Origin of the sequence: Gluconacetobacter brunescens (genome assembly GCF_048695475.1) — a bacterium.
Taxonomy (GTDB): domain Bacteria; phylum Pseudomonadota; class Alphaproteobacteria; order Acetobacterales; family Acetobacteraceae; genus Gluconacetobacter.
The window spans coordinates 1904363-1926646 of record NZ_JBLHEN010000001.1; the positions used below are offsets into that span (position 1 = coordinate 1904363).

Sequence of the window (22284 nt, forward strand, 5' to 3'; positions counted from 1 at the left end):
ACGTTCCTGCTGCCTGATCCGTGCCTTCCCGGCCGTGACCGGGCCTGATGCAGGCCAACTAGAGCAGATCCTGTTTGAACGTGTGCGTTCGAACAGGCGAAGATGCTCGTAAAAACAATAAACTAGAGCATTTCAACCGAACCTGTGTTCGGTGGAAATGCTCTAACGCCGGGCGTGCCACTTCGCGGCACGCCCGGGAAAGCGCCTTTCAAACGGCCTTTCAAACGGCCTCTTGCTTCCCCGTTAAGCCGGGGGCTTTCATGTTCGATGGTACAGACGGCATCACTGGATCAGCCGCCGCCGTCCTCTCCCTTGCTGGCAGCAACACAGGCATCACGAAGGGCGGTGTCGCCATGACCGACGCATTCCATGGCAAGCAGGCTTGCATCGTTCGTTCGGTTCATCTTGCGCAGCAGATGGATGCGCGCAATATAAAATGAGGCATCCTGGAAGGCATCCTGCATTTTAGCCATATAGGCTAATGCCTGATCATTTTTCCCCTGATCTTCAAGGCTCCCTATTTCAAGGTACACGATTTGCCTCGTCACGTCCGGCCGGTCGGCCGCACGCGCAACCATGTTGGTTGCTGCGGGGGAAGGATGATGCACGGCATCATTGGCAATCGCGCCGTAAAAGAGCGAAAGCTGGCTGCTGGCCAGAGGTTCACGCAGATGGCTTTGTTCCGCCACGACCGTCCTGAAATTCTTCGCCCGTATTTGATCGGACATTTCGTTCAGGCTCTGCACATCGCGGAGCATGGTGGTCATATGAGGGGTGTTGATGAATTTTTGAAATGGTACGCGATGTTCCGGATTCATGACGTCGCCGTACGTATGGGCAATATACCGCGCCACACGTTCCTGCCGGGCAGAGGCAGACGGATGCGAACCGCCCAGCGCATCAAACTTTTGCATGAGCCATGAGCCAGCATTCATTTTTATGCCAAAGCCCTGCTGCCCGTTCGCCGACTGTGCCGGACCGGCTTCGATGAGACTCTTCTGGCTTTTCGCCTTCTGCGCATTGATCTGCTCTTCATCCTGAGCGATCAGGCCTAGCATGGTCGAGGCCGCATCCAGAGAATAGCCCGCCTGCGCCATAAGGTCGATGGCCATGAGATCGGCGGCCTTCTCCTGCTTGCGTGACCATGCCGGGAATGCGGTTTGTGCCGACAACAGGTTGCTGCCGAAATCGGACAACAGCGCCATCTTTGCGACATGGCCCATGCCACCGATATTGAACCTGGAGACGATGGAGGACGCCAGGTCGATCCCCCCCAGCACGCGCTGGGTTGTATCCTGCGTATCCGTCCGACGGCGGGTATGGCCCAGCAGGATATGGGAAAGTTCATGCGCCAGCACGAAGGCAATCATGTCTTCGGTTTGCACATCCGGGGTTTTCCGCATGTAGTCGAGCGTGCCGGCGTAAATGAACATCACACCGCCCGCCGATACCTCGCTGGCAAACGACATGCTCGGAACAAGGAAAATCGGAATGTCCGGTACCGGGCCCTTCCATCCCACAAGCAGGCGGTTAACGATTCCTCTCAGGTAAGCTTCTGTCGAGGGATCCTGGAAGGTTCCGGTTTCCTGCAGGTTGAACGGAGCAAGCGCCTGCGTTTCCGGCGGTGGGGGCGGGTAAGCATCGGGAATTGTGACATCGTCGATAAATCTGTCCGCCGCATGCGCAATGCCGCCCGTGGCGGGACCGCCCAGAACCGTTGCCGCGCACAAACCGAACATCATCCGTGAAAAGAAGCTGCGCCGCATTGTTTTAGCATCCATCCGTCAGGCCGTTGCTGCCGCGCATCTGGCTTGTCATCAAGCCGGGCGCGATACCTTGCTTGCAAGTGAGCATCGGCAGACTGCTGGGGGGCACATCAACCTTTACTGCAGCCGGGCGAACGAAGACGATTCCCTGGTCCGTCTGAATCTTGAGCAGCTTGTAAGCACCTGCGACCACGCCGATAACCGGCTTGCCGATCACGGTCGTGGCCGGAATTTTTTCCGCTGGTTTGCCGTCGGCGGTAAAGCGCGTGACGGTTGGCAGGTCAAATGTTCCCAGAACAGTTGCGGCTGAACTAACCGAAGGCAGGAGAGTAAGGGCGAGTGCGACAAGACAGTTTTTCATTCCAATATCCTTGTCTGTTTCATATTCCGGTCACGAGAAAAAATATTACTTATTATTATTCTAACGTATTATTGTTTTTTACAGACACGCATTTTCCTGGCCAGCGTTCCAGCAAGGTGCGCACGAAACTGCGGTCTTCCTCTGTTTCGCCCAACGCCAGCCAGAGCAGGACGAAACCGATCCAGTCTTCCATCGGCCAGAGCAGAAAATCCTCATTCAGAACAAACATGACCGCGACAATAGTCACGCTGAGCCAGAGCTTCCCGAAGTAGCGACGCTCCTGAGGTTTCTTGCGGAAGATAAGGATCGAAAAATACAGCAATAGGCCCAGTATGGTGTAGGCGATGAAGAGTGCCCAGATCCCGTACATGCTGTGACGCATGAACCGGACATCCATTCCGAGAAGACACACGCAAAGCAGCGACACGCCTGCCCCGATGCGTCCGTTATGGCTGGGTATGCTATCGGCTATTTTTCGGCTTGCGTCTTGTGCCCATGCATATGCGCTCAAAATCACGCAGGATATTCCAGCCGCAAACAGCATTTCATGTTCACTGGCACGGCCAGTGACATATAAGCTGCCTACAGCCAGCATCATGACGACCGCGACACCCAGCGCGATCTTCCATCCCGACGCCCTCATGACGGGTTTCTGCCTGAGTGTACTGTATCCATAGGTGGCAAAAAGCATCCAGACGAAAAATTCCAGACACTCGGCGGAATCGATTGTCAGCCATTCCCTGTCGATCCACTCTCCCGGTTCGCGGAAGTAATGCGCGTTGTAGGTCAGCAGGTTGTCCAGCACCATGGCGTGTTCTTGCACGCCTGGAACCGCGCCGATCATGGGCACGTCCACCACGTCGTGATCGCCGTTGATCTGTGTTCCATAAAACACCACCCGGTTTTTCAACGCGGGTTCAAGAGCGGTAATATCGGGCTCGAGATTCCGGTCCAGGTATCGCGCGGGGACCGTCAGATGATACTGGCAGTTCTGGCGAATATTCTCGCTGAAATAGCCGAATAACGCACGTAACGCGATACTGACTGCATCGCCCACGCGAGACGCCGGCCTGTCACGCGCATCGAACGTGCATCCCTCCGTCTTGGCGTACAGTTCCTGGTGTTGTGATGCACGAAGTCCCCATCGTTCGACCAGCGGTTGGCCGAATGTACGCTCGGACAAGTCGGCGGGGCAGGATTTTTGCCACCCGGAAGCACATAGGGCCCGGTATAATGCAAACGCCGCAACCGGCACGGTCTTGGGCGTTTCCTCTTCTTCCTCCTTACCCGGCCGGCCCTCAGTCCCGGCCGCTTCGGGCGCTTCGGGCGCAGGGGGGGCAAGCAGCAAAGGGTAGAAGCCGGTGCGCATATCCCACCCATTGACAACCTGCAGATCCGTCAGGGGAGCGGGCAGGTCGTCATATCCTTCGCCCAGCTTTCCACGGGCGAAAAAGAGCGGAACACCCATCTGCTTTGCCCGTGCGATGACGGGATCGAAGGCATCGTGCAGGCTTTCGCCAGCCCGTTCGACATTGAACCGGATATCCACCATGATGGCCGCCGGCTTCGCATCCAACATGCGGTCAATCAGTTCGGCATGGCGGGCATAAGTCAGTGGCCATGTGGCATCGAAGTATTTTGAGCTCAGATCAGTATCCGTTACTTCCACAACGGCAATTCGATTACGAGCGGGGTCCGCCTGCATGCCGTAGAACGCATCGGAAATACCGGCGAGAAAGCGGGCGGACGATGCTTTGGTGGCACTTTCCATCGCCAGCGGATCAAGCAGCTTGAACAGCACCCAGAACAGAATCATCAAAATGAAATAGCAGATCGGACAGCGGAAAGAGGGCCGGGCACTGTGAGGCTTGGAAGCATTAACCGCCGCCGAAGGCCGCGTTTTCTTATTTTCAGACAAACAACTGACCATTCTATACAGTTGATGAAAATAATTTCTGTTACGCGATTGTGACTATTGTGTCAATCGACATAATCCGACTTGCCATGAATTATTGATTACAGAAACAGGAAATCAGAAATTTCTTTATTATACAGACATATTTTCGGAGACCCTATACTGCGGGCCAGCACTGGGAGCCACAAGTCACCCTGTACATGGGTCCATAACACCGTATTCGGCCCAGTCCCCTTATGACTTGCCACCTGCTCCAATACAATCAGTACGATCACCCTGGCGACGTTGCCTGGGGAGCCTGTTCGAAAGCTCAAGGACCATCAAAAAACACCGTCGGGATGCGTTCCGCTCTATCGTAACCCGAGCAGTGAGCCGACTTGCCGCGTCCCGCGGCCATAGCGGCCCTCACCTCCAGACAAGCGGTCGGGGCATCCTGCCCCGACCCACTCCGTCAACCGATATCGAACGTCACCCCCTGCGCCAGCGGCAGGGTGCGACCATAATTGATCGCATTCGTCTGCCGCCGCATATAGGCCCGCCACGCATCCGATCCGGATTCCCGGCCCCCACCGGTCTCCTTCTCGCCCCCAAAGGCACCCCCGATTTCCGCACCGGACGGCCCCATATTGACGTTGGCGATCCCGCAATCCGAACCCGCGCCCGACAGAAACTGCTCGATCTCCCGCAGGTCATTGCCGAAGATGGAGGAAGACAGGCCCTGCGGCACATCGTTCTGCAACGCGATCGCATCCTCCAGATCGCGGTATTTCAGAACATACAGGATCGGCGCAAAGGTTTCCTCACGCACCGGCCCGACCTGCCCCGGCATTTCCACCAGCGCGGGGCGCGCATAGAACGACCCGGCCCCGTTCACATCGACCCGCTCGCCACCATGCACGATGCCGCCATGCGCCGCCGCATCGCGCAGGCTGGCCTGCATCGCCTCGAACGCCGCCCCGTCGATCAGCGGCCCCACCAGCGCATCGCTGTCGATCGGGCTGCCAACGGAAATGCGCTGATAAACCTGCGCCAGGCGCGGCACCAGCGCGTCATAGACGCTTTCATGCACGATCAGCCGGCGCAGCGTGGTGCAGCGCTGCCCGGCCGTCCCCATCGCACCAAACGCCACGGCGCGCAGCGTCAGTTCCAGGTCGGCCGACGGCGTGACGATCGAGGCATTGTTGCCGCCCAGTTCCAGGATCGACTTGCCGAAGCGCCGCGCCACCTGCTCGCCGACCACGCGCCCCATCCGGGTCGATCCGGTCGCCGAAACCACCGGCACCCGCGCATCCTCCACCAGCAGTTCGCCGATCTCCCGCCCGCCGATCAGTAGCGTGCCGAGCTCGGCCGGCGCGTCGTCACCAAAGCGCGCCACCGCCCGCTCGAACAGCGCCTGCACCGCCAGCGCGGTCAGCGGCGTCTTCTCCGACGGCTTCCACACCACCGGATCGCCGCAGACAAACGCCAGCGCCGCGTTCCACGACCACACCGCCACGGGGAAATTGAACGCCGAGATCACGCCGACCACGCCCGCCGGATGCCACTGCTCCGTCAGCCGATGATCCGGCCGTTCCGACTGGATCGTCAGGCCATAAAGCTGCCGCGACAGCCCGACCGCGAAGTCGCAGATATCGATCATTTCCTGGACCTCGCCCAGGCCCTCGGACACGACCTTGCCCACTTCCAGCGTCACCAGCCGGCCCAGCGCCACCTTGCTGGCCCGCAATTCCTCGCCCAGCAGACGCACCAGCTCGCCACGACGCGGCGCAGGCACCCGGCGCCACGCCTTGAACGCCTCCGCCGCCGCGCCGATCGTGCGGCGCGCGTCATCCGGCGTCGTCTCGACCACCCGCGCGATCTCCTCGCCGGTCACCGGCGAACGCACCGCCAGCGTCCCACCCGTGAACCGCGCGGCCGGCACGCCCAGACCCACCAGCAGGTCATGCACCTCGGAAGCTATCAGGTTTGTCATCGTCTCTCCGCTTTCTCTCTTCATGCGTCTGGCTTCCGTTCTTTTTTGAAAAAAAGAACCAAAAAACTTTTGATTCGTTCAGCAATTTGTGCCGGGAGCACGCGATGCTCCTGAACGGATAAAAGAAGAAATCTTTCCTACAACCGCGCCGTCACGAGATGCACGGCGGCCGAGCCATATTCATACATCGCCTCCCGCGCCCGCCGGGCACGGGCCGGAACCACCCTGGTCACCGGCAACGGCAATTCCGCCTCGGATACCACGCCCCGCGTGAAATCCGCCAGCACGCGGCCGAACACCGTGCCCGGTGCAATACCCCGCCCGTTATAACCGCTGATGGAGACGACATTCTCCGCCAGCAGATGCAGGCGCGGCAGGTCATCGACCGTCATCCCGATACTGCCGAACCACTCGCTCTCGAACCCGATGCCCGCAAGCTGGGGATAGATCCGCGCCAGCGCGCGCGCCGCCCACTGCCGATGCACGGCCAATCCCGCCCCCCGCAACGCCCCCACGCTGCCGATCACCAGGCGCCCCGCCCGGTCGAGACGGAAAGACGTCAGCACCTCCTTCGTATCCCACGCCCCCTGCTTCGTCGGCAGCACGGACCGCAGTTGCCCCGCGTCCAGCGGCACGGTGGCGATGTTGAAATAGGGCAGATGAATCAGCTCCGCCCTGATCTCGGGCCATAACCCACCGACATCGGCATGCGTATAGGCATTGGTCGCCACGATCACCTTCGGCGCCCGCACGCTGCCCGCCGCCGTCCGCAACCGCCATTGGCCCCCTTCCTGCCGGGCCGAAACAACCGGACTGGCGGTATGAATCCGCGCCCCAGCCGCCAGCGCCGCCCCCGCCAACCCACGCGCATAGGCCAAAGGCTGGATGGTCCCGGCCCGCGCATCCAGCAGCGCCCCTTCATACACGCCGCTGCCCACCATCTCCCGCGTCTCGCCCGGGTCCAGCAGCCGCACCGGCGCGCCCAGCCGCCGCCACTGGCGCTCCCGCTCCTTCAGGCTGGCCAGCCCCGCATGCCCGACCCCGCAATGCAACGTGCCGGTATGCTCGGCCTCACAGGCAATGCCATGGCGCGCAACGAGATCGAACACCACGGAAGGCGCATCCCCCAGCAGCCGGAGAATGCGCGGGCCATGAACCGGCCCCAGCCCGTCGATCACATCCTCGGGCATGACCCACAACCCGGCATTGACCAGCCCGACATTCCGCCCGGACCCGCCGAACCCGACCTCCACCGCCTCCAGCACCACCACCGAAACCCCGGCCGAAGCCAGATGCAGCGCCGCCGACAGGCCGGTATAGCCCGCGCCGATAATGGCGACATCGGCCTCCACATCCCCGGCCAGCGCCACGGTGGCAGGCGCGGCCGGCGCGGACAGTTCCCACAATCCATGGCTACGCGGATCGTTTCTCATCGCCCCGCTCTTTCCCTTCCCGATGATCCCAACGGCCGTCACCCGGCAACCACGTCCCGCAGACGTTCCCGGATATCGGCGATGGATCGGTCCTGAAGGCCCGCATACAGCGCGCATTCATCCAGAACCTCCGCTCCCAGAGCGGCCTCGAACCCCGCGCGATCGGTACTGGCCGCATAATTTGCACCACCCCCGCCACCCAGATTGGAGCGGAAGATCCCCGCCGCGCTCACCGGCAGAAAATCCTCGTAGGTGATCGGCGTCGCCACGACCGCGCCCGCGCGCACCAGTTCCCCGATCGGCGCATCGGCCGAAAGGCCCGGCGGCAGGATGGCGGCATCGGCCAGATCGTACCGGAAATAGGCCAGTTCCTGCCCGCGCAGTTCGTCCTCGGTATCGGGAAACCGCATGAAGGCACGTTCCAGCCGCACCCCATAGGGCACATCGTCCGGCCCGTCGTCCCGCGCGGCACGCAGCAGGCGATCATACAGCGCCCGCCCTTGCGGGGTCAGGGCCACACCGCGCTGCTCGATCTCGCCGAAACGGGCGGTATGGCATCCATCCTCGCCCGCATGGCCCTCACCGACAAACAGGATCGGTTCCTCCAGCGCCGCAAAACTGGTCTGCCGCAGCAGGATCGGGCAGGCCCGGCGCGGCGGCCCCTCGATCACATCCTTGGCGCGCATGCCATAGGACGGCATTTCGGCCTGCGCCGCATCGATATCCAGCGTACGCGGCGTCAGATGATTGATATGCGGCCCCTTGAAGCACACCACATCCGCGATCAGCCGATGCGCATCATGCAGGCGGCGATAGGTCGCCGCGCTGACCGTCGCCTCGCGATGCCAGCGGAACGTCTCCAGCGCCTCGCGGACAAACAGATCCGCCTGCGCGTCCGCAAGGCCGCCCTCTTCCTCCCACTGCCCGACCAGCGCCAGCACACCGGGCGTGAAAATCCGCCGCGCCGCCAGAATACGCTCGGCCTCGGCCCGCAGGCCGGCATCCGCGATCAGGTCCAGCCGCAGCAGCGAGGTAAAGACACGGAACGGATTGCGCCCCAGCGCCGCCTCATCGACCGGCCGAAAGGCGGTGGAATGCACCGGAATCCCTGCGACCGAAAGATCGTAATACCCCACCGGCGCCATGCCCATCACGGCAAACAGCCGGCGCATGGTAGCCAGTTCCGCCGCCGTTCCCAGCCGGATCGCGCCATGCCGTTCCACATCCAGCCGCGCCAGCGCCCCGGTCGCCTCCAGCCGCGCCTTCAGCACCGGGTCATCATGCAGAACCCGCGCATTCACCCGCGCGACCAGTTCAATCAACGCGCCATATTGCGGCACTTCCTGGCGATACATATCCGACATCGCCCGCGCGAAACGGGCCCGGATCTCATCCGCGCCGATCATCCCGGTCTTTTCCACCACACGTTCCCCACCCTGTCGGGCGCCACTGGCGCGGCCCGCCTATTGTTCTGATTCCACATCATTCGCGACGCCGCCCCGCCTTTCAAACGATAAAGAAAACTGACATCATGCGGATCTGGAATGACCCGCCCATCCCGCGGCCATTTCCCCTTTGCTCCCACGGGCTGACATGGCGACCGCGCGACGTTTCCTGCCTCCCACCCTGCTGCTGCATTCCTTCGAGGCCGCCGCCCGTCTGGAAAGCTTCACCGCCGCCGCGCGGGAACTGCACCTGACCCAGAGCGCGATCAGCCGGCATATCCGCGCGCTGGAGCAGCAACTGGGCGCCGACCTGTTCGTGCGCGACCGGCAGACGGTGCGCCTCACGCTGGCGGGCGAGGCCTATGCCCGCGAAATCCGCGAGGCCCTGCGCCATATCGCCACCGCCACGCTGGGCTTTCGCGCCAACCCCACCGGCGGCGCCGTCAATCTGGGCGTGCTGCCCACCTTCGGCGCCCAATGGCTTGCCCCCCGCCTGCCGGATTTCATGCGCGCCCACCCCGACATCACGATCAACCTGATGTCCCGCCCGCTTCCCTTCGATTTCTCGGCGGACACGCTCCACGCCGCCATCCATTTCGGCGCGGCGGAATGGACGGGTGCTGACATGGATTTCCTGATGTCCGAACAGGTCGTCGCCACCTGTAGCCCCGCCCTGCTCGCCCGCCATGCCTTCCGCACGCCGGCCGACCTGCTGGATGCCCCGCTGCTGCACCTGGTCTCCCGCCCCGATGCGTGGGAGCGATGGTTCGCCGCCCAGGGCGTGGAGGCCCTGAAGGTCCACGGCATGCTGTGCGACCAGTTCACCTTCATCGCGCAGGCCGCCGCGGCCGGGGCCGGCGTCGCCCTGCTGCCACGCTTCCTGGCGTCGGACCTGCTGGAGAGCGGCCGCCTGGTCGAACTGCCGGGCCGGACGCTCCACAGCGAAGGCGCCTACTACCTGGCCTACCCCGCGAACCATGGCAGCTACGGCCCGTTCCAGACCTTCCGCGCCTGGCTGCTGAAGACAGCCTTGCCGGGCGAGCTGGGCGATTGATCCTCCCCCCATCCCGTCCTATGTAAATTCCCGAGGCCACGTCCTCGCCCCTCTTGCGGGTTTTCAGGTCCGGGACGGCCCGGCGGCTCTGAATGGAGACCGCCATGTCGTGGCTTATGCTGACGATCGCTGGATTGCTGGAAGTCGTCTGGGCCTCCGCGATGAAGGAATCCCAGGGTTTCACGCGCCTTGTCCCCTCCGCGATAACCATCACCGGGATGATCGCCAGCTTCGCCCTGCTGTCGCTTTCCATGAAACATCTGCCGCTCGGGACCGCCTACACGGTCTGGACAGGCATCGGGGCGATCGGGGCCTTTCTGGTCGGCATCCTGTTTCTCGGCGATGCCGCCAGCCCCCCGCGCATCCTGGCCGCCCTCCTGATCACGAGCGGCCTGGTGCTGATGAAACTGTCCAGCGGCGGTTAAGGCATGGTCGGCCGCCACCTGCCCGCCCCATAGCCGCCGGCCAGGTTCCAGCCTCTCGAAAACTGTCTATTCCGTTCTGCGCCGGGGAATGCCAGAAGGGTTTTCGAAGAATCGCCGTCAGCCCGGCGATTTCTATATTCGCAACAGGTTCCCCATGCTTTTCAAAACCCTGCCGACCAGCGCCGTCATCGGCCTCTGGGCATTGTTTGCCTGTACCTTCACGGCACTGACCAGTGAGGTCGCCCCCGTCGGCATCCTGATCGAGATGGCGCAGACCTTCCACATTCCGGAAGGCCATGCCGGGCTGGCCGTCAGCGCCTTTGCCCTGATGGTCGCCCTCGGCGCCGTCCCGCTCACGATCATGACCGCGCATATCGACCGCAAGCGGCTGATGCTCCTCTCGCTGTCGGGCTATGTCCTGTCCAATCTGGTCGTGGCGATGGCCCCCACTTTCCTGCTCCTGTGCGCCGGCCGGCTGATCGGCGGGCTGGCGCATGCGCTGCTGATGTCGATCACCTCCGCCTATGCGGCACGCCTGGTGCCCCAGAACATGACCGGGCGGGCCATTTCCTTCGTCTATGGGGGCACCTCGCTGGGTGCCATCCTGGGCGTGCCGGGCGCGGCGGCCATCGGGCATCTGGCAAGCTGGCGGATCGCCATGTTCGTCATGACCGCACTGGCAGCCGTGCTCACCCTGTGCATCGCCTTTTTCCTGCCGCCGGTCTCGTCTCCCCCGAATGTCCGCAGCAGCCTGCCCAGCGTGGCCTCCCGCCGGGTCATGCGGGTCTTCCTGATCGTGGTGGCGGTCGACGCCGTGTTCTTCTTCGCGCACAACCTGCTCTACACCTATGTCACGCCGCTTCTGCTCGACCATGGGCTGACCACCGGCACCCTGAGCATCGCCCTGCTGCTGACGGGCGGCGTCAGCATCCTCGGCCTGTGGGGTGCCGGGCAGTTCGTCGACCGCAACCCCGGCGCGGGCCTGCTGGGCGGCGGCCTGGCCATGCTGATCGGCATGGGGCTGATGTACGGGCACATCCTGTCCGGCTGGGCGGCCGTGGCCGCCGTGGGGCTATGGTGCATCGGCTATTCGGCCATCATCCCCTTCGTCATGTCCGGCGCGATCCGCGCCCGCGCCACCCGTCCCGACGTGGCCGGTGCCGCGATCAATTCCGCCAGCAACGTGGGCATCCTCCTGGGTTCCGCGGCAGGCGGACAGGTGCTGACCCATGCCGGCTTCGGCGTCCTCACCCCATTGGCCATCGCCGTGGCACTGGGCGGCATCCTGCTGGGCTTTTTCAATCCCGCCGCCTTTCCGCACAGCCTCCCCCCCACCGAACACGACGATTGAGAGTCGGATAAGAGCGAAGCGTTGTGCAAACACCCTCGGCCGGGCCTTCGGGCCCGGCCTTTTTTGGTGCCAACGCGGGAACAAACCGGGAAGAACAGAACAAGGTCGGTCGGATTCAAGCCCCAGCGGCATCCGCCCACAGAGTTATCCAGAGGGGTATCCCCGGATTCTGTGGATAATCCGCGCTGTCCCGGAGCAGGTCGAAATCCGAAAAATGGCAGTTTTCCGCCGCTCCCGGCATGATTGCATCTGTTCCCTGAAAAGCCTCTTGATTCCATGTCAGTTTTATGACTGCCCCCATCGGCAAATCATTCACAGCCACCCGGAGAGAATGTCAGGGGGTACCACCGCACCCCCCTTTTCGTTCCCCACCCGGCCGGAACAAATCAGGAAACGTGGGCTTCGTCGCGATCAGGCCTGTTTCCGGACAAGCAATCCACAGAGTTATCCAGAAGGGTACCCCCGGATTCTGTGGATAATCACGACGCGCCCGCCACCGGCCAGCACCAAAAAAAATGCTGGTTTTCCGCCCTTTTCATGCAGTCAAGAGAGCCATGACAAAATATCCATGATTCCGGTACACTTTCTCAAGGACTCCTCCGCCGAAACAATTCACAGCTTCATAACGATTCATGCTTGACTCCCTTCCGAAACAGATCGCCGCCGGAGTCCTTCCGAATCCGCACAGCCGACGCGCGGCGTGGCGCGCGACCGGGCGGCCGGCAGGCTTGCATTTCTGATTTCGGCACAGCCCGTATAGAATTCAGATACAGACCCAAAGCGATACAGGACTGCGGAAAGGCACCATGGCAAGCGCGAAACCATTCGTCATCTCCACCCTCGCCGCCCTGATGCTCGGGCTCACCCTGTCCGCTCCCACCCGGGCGGACACCCCGCAGGCGGACTGCATGCCAGACAAGCCGGTCCTCCCCGACGATCTGCGCGCATGGGCCTCCCCTACCCACTTCGAAGCGGCCGGCACCGTCTCCGCGCTCGATCACGCCGTCCTCCCGCCGGGGCAGGCTGTACTAGTGGCCCTGCGGCCGACGCCGGACGTCAGCTATGCCCTCCGCCCCGACGAACCCGGCGGCACGGTCAGTTCGGGCGGCATGGTCGCCTTCGATGCCCCCAAGGCAGGCACCTACCGGGTCATGCTCAACGCCCGCGCGTGGCTGGACGTCGTGCGCGACGGCGCCGCCATAGGCTCCACCCACCACGAGCATGGACCAGCCTGCAGCGGAATCGGCAAGATGGTCGATTTTCCGCTGCCGGCCGGGCGCGCCGTCATCCAGCTCAGCGGCAGCGGCAAGCCGGAAATCGAAATCATGGTAGTGCCGGTGCCGTGACGCGCCAGGGCGCGTGGCTGCGCCTCGTCCCGCTCGGCCTCGCGGTCGCGCTTTGCCTCCCCATCCTGGCCGGAGCCGCCGCCACCCCATCCCGGACAACGACGCAGGAAGCCGGCGTACAGCTCGGCCGCCGCCTGTTCTATGATGCCGACCTGTCGGCGGACGGCAGCATGTCCTGCGCCACCTGCCATGCCCAGCGCCACGCCTTCGCCGACGGCAACCGCACCCATCCCGGCGTAACCGACGAGCCGGGCGTACGCAACGTGCCGTCTCTGGCCAATGTCGGCGCATTCTCGACCCTGACCTGGATCGACCAGCATGTAACGCGGCTGGACCGACAGTTCTTCATCCCGGTCATGGGCCACCACCCGGTGGAAATGGGCATGCCCGACCGCGCGACGCTGACCAACCGCATCGCCCGCAATGCCTGCTACCGCGTGCTGTTCGCCCGCGCCTTCCCCCGCACCGGCGGCCGCATCGACGCCGACACGATCGCCGCGGCCGTCGCCCTTTTCGAACGCACGCTGGTCTCGCGCGGCAGCGCATGGGACCAGACCCGGCAGGGCCACGGCGCACTTGCGGCGGAAGCGGCACATGGACAGGCCCTGTTCTTCGGGCGCGCCCACTGCGCCGCCTGCCACACAGGCATGCTGTTCACCGACATGCGCTTCCACACCATCGACCCGTCTCACCCGGCCCGGATCAGAACCCCCTCCCTGCGCAATGTCGCGGTCACCGCCCCCTACCTGCATGACGGATCGGCCCCCACCCTGCGCCAGGCAATCGCCGCCCACGGACAAACCCTCCCGGACGACGACGAAGCAGCCCTGGAATCCTTCCTGCGGGCCCTGACCGACGAACATTTCCTGCACGACCCGGCCCTCGCCCTCCCACCCGAGGCCTGCCCCGCCTGAGAGCCTGACCGAAAATGCGCGCTGGCGGCGATCCGACGCGCGTTTCCTGCGCTTCGGTGCTCACGGCCATCAAGGCCGCTCCGCTCCGATGCTCAAAAACACACGCCGGGCGCGGCCCGTTCCGGGCCGCTCTCGCTCACCAACCCACATTTTCAGTCAGGCTCTGCGAGACTGCTGGAAAAATTCCTAATGGTCGTCCACTTTTTTCGGCCCCAGCATCGAACCGGACGCGGATTGTCAAAAATTCCAGTGGTCGGGACATGTCAGTTATTTTCTGTTCTTTTTGAAAAAAGAACCAAAAAACTTTCATTCGGTCAGGTACCTTGTGCCGAGAGCACGCAATACCCCCGAACAGATCATAAGTCTTTTTGCTTCTTTTTCTTCAGAAAAAGAAGATTCTTCAAACGCCATCAGGCAACTTCGACCGCATCATCTCCCGCCGGTCGATCCTGCGTCCATCCACGACGAAGCTGCCATCACCGATCGCATGGATCATCCGCCGCTCCCGCCGCCCGGCATCGGCATGGGCTGCCACGCCTTCCAATACCACGATGCTGTAGCGTTCGATGAAATCGACCACCCGGCATTCGATATGTGCCAGGCATTGCCCGATCAGCGGCGCGCGGACATGCCGGGCCTTTTCACGCACCAGGCCGAATTTCGCGAACTTGTCGGTATCCTGGCCGGAACAGGTCCCGATCCCCACGACGGTATCGATCATGTCCACCGTCGGGATCGCGATCACGCATTCCTTCGTGCGCTGCAAGGCCGCGAAGGAATAATTCCACGGCCCTGTGGTCAGGGCGAAGGAGGCGGAGAAATCCAGCACCATGGTCCAGGAAATGGTCATCACATTGTCCCGGCGGCCGTCATGGGTGGTCACCAGCACCACCGGTCCCGGCTCCAGCAGCGTGAACGCCTTGCTGATCGGCAGATCATCCATGGCCGACATCCCCCTGCGCGCCGAACGATAGCACGCTTTCCCTCGCCCGATGCGACATGCGGCGGTCTCCGCTGTCGCATTTTCGCGATCATGTTGTTATCCCCTGCGGGACCGGTCCTCCCGTGAGGGGACCAGCATCAATGGAGACCATGATGACGTCGGCAATGCTCATTCTTGTCGGATGCCAGCTTCTGGGCGAATTGCTGCGCGCCACATTTCACTTCCCGATCCCCGGTCCGGTTATCGGCATGTTCCTGCTGGCCCTGGCACTCGGCATCCGGGCGAAGCGCACCGGCAGTGACATCACCCCCGCGCCGCTGAAGCCGGCGGCCGAAGGATTGATCGCCAATATGGGCCTGCTGTTCGTGCCCGCCGGCGTCGGAATCATCGCCGAGGCCGGGGTAATCCGCAAGGAATGGCTGCCGATCATCGTCGCCGTGGCCGGTTCGACCATCCTCAGCCTCATGGCAACCGCGCTGGTCATGCACTGGACCCTCCCGCGCGCGCCCGTCAATTCCACCGACAGTGAAGGAGGCGCGTCATGAACGCCGCCCTTCATCATCTCTGGACGCCACTTTCCGCCACCCCGCTGCTGTGGCTGGTGGTCACGCTGGCGGCCTATGTCATCGGCCGCCAGATCCAGAAAGCATGCGGGGGGTCGCCCTTCGCCAGCCCGGTGATGATCGCGATCCTGATCGTGGGGGCCACCCTGCTCGGCACCGATACGTCCTACGATACCTATTTCGCCGGCGCGCAGTTCATCCATTTCCTGCTGGGCCCGGTCACGGTGGCACTGGCCGTGCCACTGGCCGAGAATTTCGCACTGGTCCGCCGCCACCTCTCCAGCATCGGCCTTGCCCTGCTGGCCGGCTCGCTCACGTCGGTCCTCAGCGGCGTGGGCCTCGTCTGGCTGCTGGGCGGCTCGCGCAGCGTCGCGCTGTCCATGGCTCCCAAGGCCGTCACCACGCCGATCGCCATGGCGGTATCCGACCAGATCGGCGGCGTGCCCGCCCTCACTGCGTCCCTGGCGATCCTGGGCGGCATCCTGGCGGCGATCATCGGCCGGCACATGCTGGTGCGTTTCCAGATCGCCGACTGGCGGGCACACGGCCTGGCCGCCGGCGTCGCCGGCAGCGGTATCGCCGCCGCCCAGGTCGCGGCCCTCGACGAAGTCGGGGCCGCCTTCGCCGCGCTCGGCATCGGGCTGAACGCCCTGCTGACCGCCGTACTGGTCCCGCTGCTGGCCACTCTGTGGCATTGAAGCCCGGCCCGAACTGCGCGCCGGCACCAATCCAGCGCGCAGTTCACGGAGCGACAACCCACTAGACGACCGGTCTAATCCCGGATAACCTCCCGTTATGAACGCAGCCTCCGTCCATCCCGATGTCCGCCGCCATATCCTGGATACGGCGCGGCCGATCATCGGCAGCAAGGGCTTCTCGGCGGTCGGGCTGAACGAGATCCTCGTCGCGGCAGAGATCCCCAAAGGTTCGTTCTATCATTACTTCGCTTCGAAGGAGGCCTTCGGCGAGGCGCTGCTGGAGCAGTATTTCACAACCTACCTCGCCCGCATCGACGCGCTGCTGGACCAGCAGGACGGCACCGCCGGCCAGCGTTTCATGACCTACTGGGCACAATGGCGCGACGCCCATGTGGCCGGCACGGTCCACGACCATTGCCTGGCCGTAAAGCTCGGCGCCGAGGTCTGCGACCTGTCCGAGCGGATGCGCCTGATCCTGCAGGGCGGCGCCACCGCCGTCGTCGACCGGCTGGCCCGCTTCATCGCGGCCGGCCAGCAGGACGGCTCACTGCCCGTAACGCAGGATGCCCGCCCGCTGGCGGCGTCCCTCTACCAGCTCTGGCTGGGTGCGACGCTGCTGGCAAAATTCACCCGCGACCGTCACCCGTTCGACGCCGCCATGACGACCACCCGCCGGATGCTCGGCCTGCCCGCCTGACCCGACGTTCCGCCGAACCGACTGCCCGGCCCGGCGGCAAGGAGACACCATGCAGAATTTCGAATTCTACAACCCCACCCGGATCATCTTCGGCAAGGACACCATCGCCCAGCTTGCCGACCATGTTCCGGCCGAAGCGCGCGTCCTGATCCTGTATGGCGGCTCCAGCGCCGAGAAGAACGGCACGCTGGCCGAAGTCCGCGCCGCCCTCGGCGCGCGCACGGTGCGCGAATTCGGCGGCATCGAAGCCAACCCCACCTACGAGACCCTGATGCGCGCGGTCGCGACCATCCGTGCGGACGGGCTGGATTTCCTGCTGGCGGTCGGCGGCGGATCGGTGATCGACGGCACGAAATTCGTTGCCGCGGCCGTCAATTACAAAGGCGACGCGTGGGACATCCTGCGCACCCATGGCGCAGACGTCACCGAAGCCCTGCCGTTCGGCAGCGTCCTGACGCTGCCGGCCACCGGGTCGGAAATGAACAGCTTCAGCGTCATTTCCCGCACCGAGACGAAAGAGAAGCTCGCCTTCGGCAGTCCTCATGTCTTCCCGCGCTTCTCGGTGCTGGACCCGACCAGGACCTACACCCTGCCGGTCCGGCAGGTCGCCAACGGCGTGGCCGATGCCTTCACCCATATCATGGAACAATATCTGACCTACCCGGCCGGCGGCATGGCGCAGGACCGTTTCGCCGAAGGGCTGCTGCTGAGCCTCGTCGAAATCGGGCCGAAGGTCATCGCCAGCCCCCATGACTACGACCTGCGCGCGAACCTGATGTGGATCGCGACCCTGGCGCTGAACGGCCTGATCGGCGCCGGCGTGCCGCAGGACTGGGCAACGCACATGATCGGCCACGAACTGACGGCCCGCCACGATATCGACCACGCCCGCACCCTGGCCATCGTCCTGCCGTCCATGCTGCGGGTCCGCAAGGAGGCCAAGCGCGGCAAGCTGCTGCAATATGCCGAACGGGTCTGGAACCTGCGCGACGGCACCGAGGACGAACGGATCGAGGGCGCGATCGAACGCACGCGCACGTTCTTCGAAAGCCTGGACATCCCCACCCGCCTGTCCGCCTACGGTCTGGGCACCGAGACGATCGACGGCGTGATCGGCCAGCTCGAACAGCACGGCATGACCGCCCTGGGCGAACACCAGGACGTCACGCTGGAGGTCAGCCGCCGCGTGCTGGAAGCCAGCCTCTAGCCCCCCACGTGCTCACGGTCCCACCGCCGCGTCAGCGGTAGCAGCGCCGCGAACAGGATCGTGATCAGACCGGCGGCAACGGCCAGGGTCAGAAACAGGCCGGCATACGCCTCAGCCCCCGCCGCAGGCTGCGCGGGGGCACCGGCCGCCAGGTTGGCGACCATGCTGCCCACATACATCGCAACACCCATCGACAGCAGATACGACCCCATCATGAATCCGCCCATCGCGGCGGGCACATAGCGCGCAATCACCGCCAGCCCCAGCCCGCCGACCAGCAATTCGCCCACGGCCAGGGCGCCATAGGCCGCGATCATGAACCAGGGCGACACCAGTCCCGTCCCGCCCGAGCGCGCGCCCAGCCACCAGATCACGAAGGCCAGCGTCACCAGGCTGTAGCCCACGACGAATTTCCGCGCGATCGGCAGGTCACGCCCCTGTAGGGCAAGGCGCCGATAGAGAAAGGCCAGGATCGGGCTGGCACCCATGATCCAGATCGGGTTTAGGGCCTGGAACTGGCCGGCCGACATGTGAAACAGCGTCACCCCGCCCAGCGTCACATCACCACGCACCGCGCGCAAGGCGAACAGGGTCAGCGAGGTCGCCATCTGCTGGTAGAACACGAAATAGAGCATGCCCTGGATCGAGAGCATGTAGGCCATCCGCAACCCCGGCCGCTGTGCCGGCGCGGCACGACGATAGATCACCGTCCACATCGCCATAACCGCCAGCGCGGCCAGCCACACGCAATCCCGTGCCAGGGCGGGGCGATCCAGAATCAGATGCAGCCCCACAATGGCCGCCACGATGCCCAACAGCAGAGAGACCACCGGCCCCGCAGCCAACGGCAGGAAATCGGGGGCCGAGCCAACATGGCGCAGCCGGCCGCGCAGGGCGGTATAGACGCACAGACCCAACAGAAGCCCGGCGGAACAGGTGGCAAACGACACGGCCGGGCCGAAATGGTCCTGCAACAGGGGCGTCAGCAGGATCGACGCGGTCGAACCGACATTGACGGCCATGTAATAGAGCGTGAACGCGGAATCGAGCGCCGCATCGTCGCCCTCATAAATCCGACGAACCAGATTGGCGGCATTGGGCTTGAAGAACCCGTTGCCCGTCGCGATCAGCGCCATGGCCACCGTCATCAGCCCGACATGGACCGTCGCCACCGCCAGCGTGGCATAACCGCCCATCATGCAGATGGCCCCAAGCAGCATCGCCCGGCGCGACCCCAGCACCCGATCGCCCAGCCAGCCGCCGACCACCGGCAGGGCATAGGCCATGGCCGCGAAGGCCCCCATCAGCAGATTGGCCCGCGCATCCGCCATTCCGAGCTGCCGCACCATGAACAACAACAGCACGGCCTGCATGCCGTAGTAACCGAACCGCTCCCACAATTCGATCGCAACCACGACAGCGAAGGACGAAGACCGCGTGGGCCGCGACGAAACGGACGAAAGTTCAGACGGCATGAGTTTCCTGACGGATGACCAAAGCGGGTTATAGATTCCTGTTTCCAATAGACTGTTCGTCCAGCCGGACAAGCGTAAACGTTTCGCAGGCGGGCGGAAGCGTGACGCACCCATTCGGCGCGGGAACGCAGGCAATGCACCACGGCCACTGGCTTGCCCCGCCCGATCTCGGCATGTTGGCGCCCGCCGGCACGACAGGCCGGATCGGCCCCATGGCACGAAGGGAAAGGATCAGGGATGGAACAGAGCCAAGCCGACGCACAGGGCGCCGCCCGGCATGCGGTGGGCTATCGCGGCCTGACGATCCATGACGGGGTGCAGGATGCGGAGATCCCCCTGGCGATCCTCTATCCCACCACCGGCATACCGCACCCGCGCCGCTTCGGCCCCTACCACTTACCCCTCGCCGAAGGCGCGGTAGAGGGGCACGACCGCCCACTGATCGTGCTCTCCCACGGCAATGGCGGGTCGCCCTGGGTCTATCGCGATCTGGCAATGGCCCTGGCCGCGCGCGGCTTCGTGATCGCCATGCCGAAGCACCCCGGCAACAGCCTGAACGACGACGCGCTGGCCCGCACCCTCGCCAATCTGGAAAACCGCCCCCGCCATGTCTGCCTGAGCATCGCCGCTGCCTTTGCCGACCCGGTGGTGGGTCCAGCCCTGCGGCCCGAGCGCGTGGCACTGATCGGCCATTCCCTGGGCACCTACACGGTGCTGGCGGCAGCGGGCGGCCAGCCCTGGAGCGGCGGCCGCAGCCCCGACGACCCACCGCGCCGCATCGCGGTCACACACGACCGGCGCGTACATGCGCTGGTGCTGCTGGCACCGGCCACCGGGTGGTTCCGCGCTCCTGGCGCCCTGTCGGCAATCCGCTGCCCGATCCTGATGCGCACAGCCGCCGAAGATGACGTCACTCCGCCGGCACTGGCCGATATCGTGATGCAGGGCGTACCCGATCCGGCGCTGGTCGATAACCACTGCGTGCCCGGCGCGGGGCATTTTTCGTTTCTCAGCCCCTTCCCCGCGAACATGGTCCGCCCGGATTTTCCGCCCTCGCAGGACCCACCGGGCTTCGACCGCACCGCCTTTCAACGCGTCATGGCGGAGGAGATCGGCGCCTTCCTGCACCGGACGATGCAGGAGCAGCCACAAGCGTAACTGCCATGCCTTCCGTCAATCGGCATCAGTCCGGATGATGCTCCGAAGACTCTGTCATAAAGCATGATCTTGGACGGACTCTGAGGACAGGACTCTACCCATCAATAAATGGGTTTCCAAAGGCACCGCCTTTGGCGGGTCCAGGGTGGAACCCTGGCCTTCCCACCGCCTCCGCCAACACCCGATAAACCACCTCGTCCTCCATCCGCGCCACGTTGAACCGCAGGCAATCGGCGGCAATCCCATCGGCGCTGAACAGATTCCCCGGCGCCAGGATCACCCCACGCGCCAGCGCGCGCCGTGCAACATCGGTCGCCTCCAGCCCCTCCGGCAGCCGACACCACAGAAACGGGCCGGACTCCGGCTCCACAGTCGGCCTCAATCCCAGTCGCTTCAGTCGTGGCAGCACCCGCGCCCGGCACTGGTCCAGCCGGGTGCGGATCTGCGCCACATGCCGCCGGTAGCCGCCATCGGTCAGCACGGCATGGCAGATCCCGGCCGCCAGCCGCCCCGAGGCAATGCCGCTGGCCACGCGCAGATCAACCAGCCCCTCCACCCAGTCCGGCCGCACGGCGATGTAGCCACAGCGGAACGAGGCCGAAACCGTCTTGGAAAAACTGCCGATCCGCACCACCCGCTCCAGCCCGTCGAAGGTGGCCAGGCGCGCGGCGGGCGTCTCCTCGAAATCGGCGAAGATGTCGTCTTCCACCACGATGATGTCATGCGCCTCCGCCAGCCGCAGCACCCGGTGCGCCACCACGGGCGAAAGAACGGCACCCGTCGGATTATGAATGGCGGCATTGGTAATATACAGGCGCGGCCGGCACGCCGCCGCCACACGGTCGAAGGCGGCAACATCCGGCCCATCGGCCAGATAAGGCACACCGACCACCCGCACCTGATGCGCCCGCAGCAGCGCCAGAAAATTGAAATAGCACGGATCATCCACCATCACGGTGTCACCCGGCCGCAGCAGGAAGCGGCAGATCAGGTCCAGCGCGTGCGACCCGGAATCCGCCGTCAGGATCTGCGCGGGCGAAACGCCGATATCCTGCTCCGCCATCCGCCGCGCCACATAGGCGCGGATCGGCGCATGCCCCAGCGGGCTGTCGTAATCGAACAGCGTCTCGGCCGCCCCATCCCGCGCCACGGCCCGCAGCGCCCGCCGCACCAGGTCCTCCGGCATCCAGTCGGCCGGCAGCCAGCCGCAGCCGGGCGACAGCGCCGCCGGGTCCTGCTCCAGCGACGCCCGCAACATGCCGATCGGATCGACCATCCGCGCCCCCTCCGACAACGGCACATCCAGCGACAGCGGGGCCAGCGGCGCCGCCACATAAAAGCCGGCACCGGGGCGCGAGCGGATAACCCCTTCGGCATGCAGCCGGTCATAGGCTTCGACCACGGTGGATTTCGACACCCCCGCCGCCTCCGCCATGGCGCGGATCGAGGGCACCCGCGCCCCCGGCGTCAGCAGCCGCCGCTCGATCCGGTGCCGCACCAGCCCCATCACCTGCGCCACCCGCGTGCCGTCCGTCTGCTGCCCGTCCATCCGTACCGGTCT

19 protein-coding genes are annotated in these 22284 nt (G+C 64.4%); 10 read left to right on the forward strand and 9 right to left on the reverse strand.

The window, feature by feature from the left end; translation table 11 throughout:
• Positions 1-290 precede the first annotated feature (290 nt).
• The 6 genes from ACMAUO_RS08465 to hglS form a co-directional block, all read right to left on the reverse strand.
• Complete coding sequence (locus ACMAUO_RS08465) at positions 291-1781, reverse strand: M48 family metallopeptidase (protein ID WP_420356476.1); 1491 nt, start codon at positions 1779-1781, stop codon at positions 291-293.
• Positions 1771-2127 (reverse strand): hypothetical protein, encoded by a 357-nt coding sequence (locus tag ACMAUO_RS08470; RefSeq protein ID WP_420356477.1) that lies wholly within the window; start codon positions 2125-2127, stop codon positions 1771-1773. The genes ACMAUO_RS08465 and ACMAUO_RS08470 overlap by 11 nt, the downstream gene beginning before the upstream one ends.
• Positions 2128-2182: 55 nt before the next feature.
• Entirely contained in the window at positions 2183-4045 is a 1863-nt protein-coding gene (locus tag ACMAUO_RS08475; RefSeq protein ID WP_420356478.1) for a CHASE2 domain-containing protein, read from the reverse strand.
• 448 nt (positions 4046-4493) lie between these two features.
• Positions 4494-6014: an L-piperidine-6-carboxylate dehydrogenase gene (gene amaB / locus ACMAUO_RS08480; RefSeq protein WP_420356479.1), complete on the reverse strand. Its 1521-nt coding sequence runs from the start codon at positions 6012-6014 to the stop codon at positions 4494-4496.
• A gap of 137 nt (positions 6015-6151) precedes the next feature.
• A complete protein-coding gene (locus ACMAUO_RS08485; RefSeq protein WP_420356480.1) occupies positions 6152-7447 on the reverse strand; it encodes an NAD(P)/FAD-dependent oxidoreductase in 1296 nt (431 codons plus the stop codon).
• Between the two features lie 38 nt (positions 7448-7485).
• Entirely contained in the window at positions 7486-8853 is a 1368-nt protein-coding gene (hglS, locus tag ACMAUO_RS08490; RefSeq protein WP_420356481.1) for a 2-oxoadipate dioxygenase/decarboxylase HglS, read from the reverse strand.
• Between the two features lie 187 nt (positions 8854-9040).
• Between hglS and ACMAUO_RS08495 the strand changes: the two genes are divergently transcribed.
• The 5 genes from ACMAUO_RS08495 to ACMAUO_RS08515 all read left to right on the forward strand — a co-directional run bounded on the left by ACMAUO_RS08495 (position 9041) and on the right by ACMAUO_RS08515 (position 13982).
• Positions 9041-9946, forward strand: coding sequence for a LysR substrate-binding domain-containing protein (locus ACMAUO_RS08495; protein WP_420356482.1), 906 nt, complete (start codon positions 9041-9043; stop codon positions 9944-9946).
• Between the two features lie 104 nt (positions 9947-10050).
• Positions 10051-10371 (forward strand): DMT family transporter, encoded by a 321-nt coding sequence (locus tag ACMAUO_RS08500; RefSeq protein WP_420356483.1) that lies wholly within the window; start codon positions 10051-10053, stop codon positions 10369-10371.
• A 154-nt stretch (positions 10372-10525) separates the two neighbouring features.
• The gene (locus ACMAUO_RS08505) at positions 10526-11722 is read left to right on the forward strand and encodes an MFS transporter (RefSeq protein WP_420356484.1); all 1197 of its coding nucleotides are present in this window, start codon (positions 10526-10528) and stop codon (positions 11720-11722) included.
• Between the two features lie 806 nt (positions 11723-12528).
• Positions 12529-13068: a hypothetical protein gene (locus tag ACMAUO_RS08510; protein WP_420356485.1), complete on the forward strand. Its 540-nt coding sequence runs from the start codon at positions 12529-12531 to the stop codon at positions 13066-13068.
• Positions 13065-13982 (forward strand): cytochrome-c peroxidase, encoded by a 918-nt coding sequence (locus ACMAUO_RS08515; protein ID WP_420356486.1) that lies wholly within the window; start codon positions 13065-13067, stop codon positions 13980-13982. Before ACMAUO_RS08510 ends, ACMAUO_RS08515 begins: the two co-directional genes overlap by 4 nt.
• 400 nt (positions 13983-14382) lie before the next feature.
• On the opposite strand, the gene ACMAUO_RS08520 is transcribed toward ACMAUO_RS08515, so the two are convergent.
• Positions 14383-14925: a flavin reductase family protein gene (locus ACMAUO_RS08520; RefSeq protein ID WP_420356487.1), complete on the reverse strand. Its 543-nt coding sequence runs from the start codon at positions 14923-14925 to the stop codon at positions 14383-14385.
• A 149-nt stretch (positions 14926-15074) separates the two neighbouring features.
• Here ACMAUO_RS08520 and ACMAUO_RS08525 point away from each other — a divergent pair, with 149 nt between their 5' ends.
• The 4 genes from ACMAUO_RS08525 to ACMAUO_RS08540 all read left to right on the forward strand — a co-directional run bounded on the left by ACMAUO_RS08525 (position 15075) and on the right by ACMAUO_RS08540 (position 18090).
• Positions 15075-15470, forward strand: a complete 396-nt coding sequence (locus tag ACMAUO_RS08525; RefSeq protein ID WP_420356488.1) for a CidA/LrgA family protein — start codon at positions 15075-15077, stop codon at positions 15468-15470.
• Entirely contained in the window at positions 15467-16186 is a 720-nt protein-coding gene (locus ACMAUO_RS08530; protein ID WP_420356489.1) for an LrgB family protein, read from the forward strand. Before ACMAUO_RS08525 ends, ACMAUO_RS08530 begins: the two co-directional genes overlap by 4 nt.
• A gap of 97 nt (positions 16187-16283) precedes the next feature.
• The gene (locus ACMAUO_RS08535) at positions 16284-16883 is read left to right on the forward strand and encodes a TetR/AcrR family transcriptional regulator (protein WP_420356490.1); all 600 of its coding nucleotides are present in this window, start codon (positions 16284-16286) and stop codon (positions 16881-16883) included.
• A gap of 49 nt (positions 16884-16932) precedes the next feature.
• Positions 16933-18090 carry an iron-containing alcohol dehydrogenase gene (locus ACMAUO_RS08540; RefSeq protein WP_420356491.1) on the forward strand — a complete coding sequence of 386 codons (1158 nt, stop codon included), beginning with the start codon at positions 16933-16935 and terminating at the stop codon, positions 18088-18090.
• Here the strand turns inward: ACMAUO_RS08540 and ACMAUO_RS08545 are convergent.
• Positions 18087-19565, reverse strand: coding sequence for a peptide MFS transporter (locus ACMAUO_RS08545; RefSeq protein ID WP_420356492.1), 1479 nt, complete (start codon positions 19563-19565; stop codon positions 18087-18089). The genes ACMAUO_RS08540 and ACMAUO_RS08545 overlap by 4 nt on opposite strands.
• A 237-nt stretch (positions 19566-19802) precedes the next feature.
• Here ACMAUO_RS08545 and ACMAUO_RS08550 point away from each other — a divergent pair, with 237 nt between their 5' ends.
• On the forward strand, positions 19803-20723 hold the full coding sequence (locus ACMAUO_RS08550) for an alpha/beta hydrolase family protein (RefSeq protein WP_420356493.1): 921 nt from the start codon (positions 19803-19805) through the stop codon (positions 20721-20723).
• Positions 20724-20817: 94 nt separating this feature from the next.
• On the opposite strand, the gene ACMAUO_RS08555 is transcribed toward ACMAUO_RS08550, so the two are convergent.
• Positions 20818-22272, reverse strand: coding sequence for an aminotransferase-like domain-containing protein (locus tag ACMAUO_RS08555; protein WP_420356494.1), 1455 nt, complete (start codon positions 22270-22272; stop codon positions 20818-20820).
• Positions 22273-22284 lie beyond the last annotated feature (12 nt).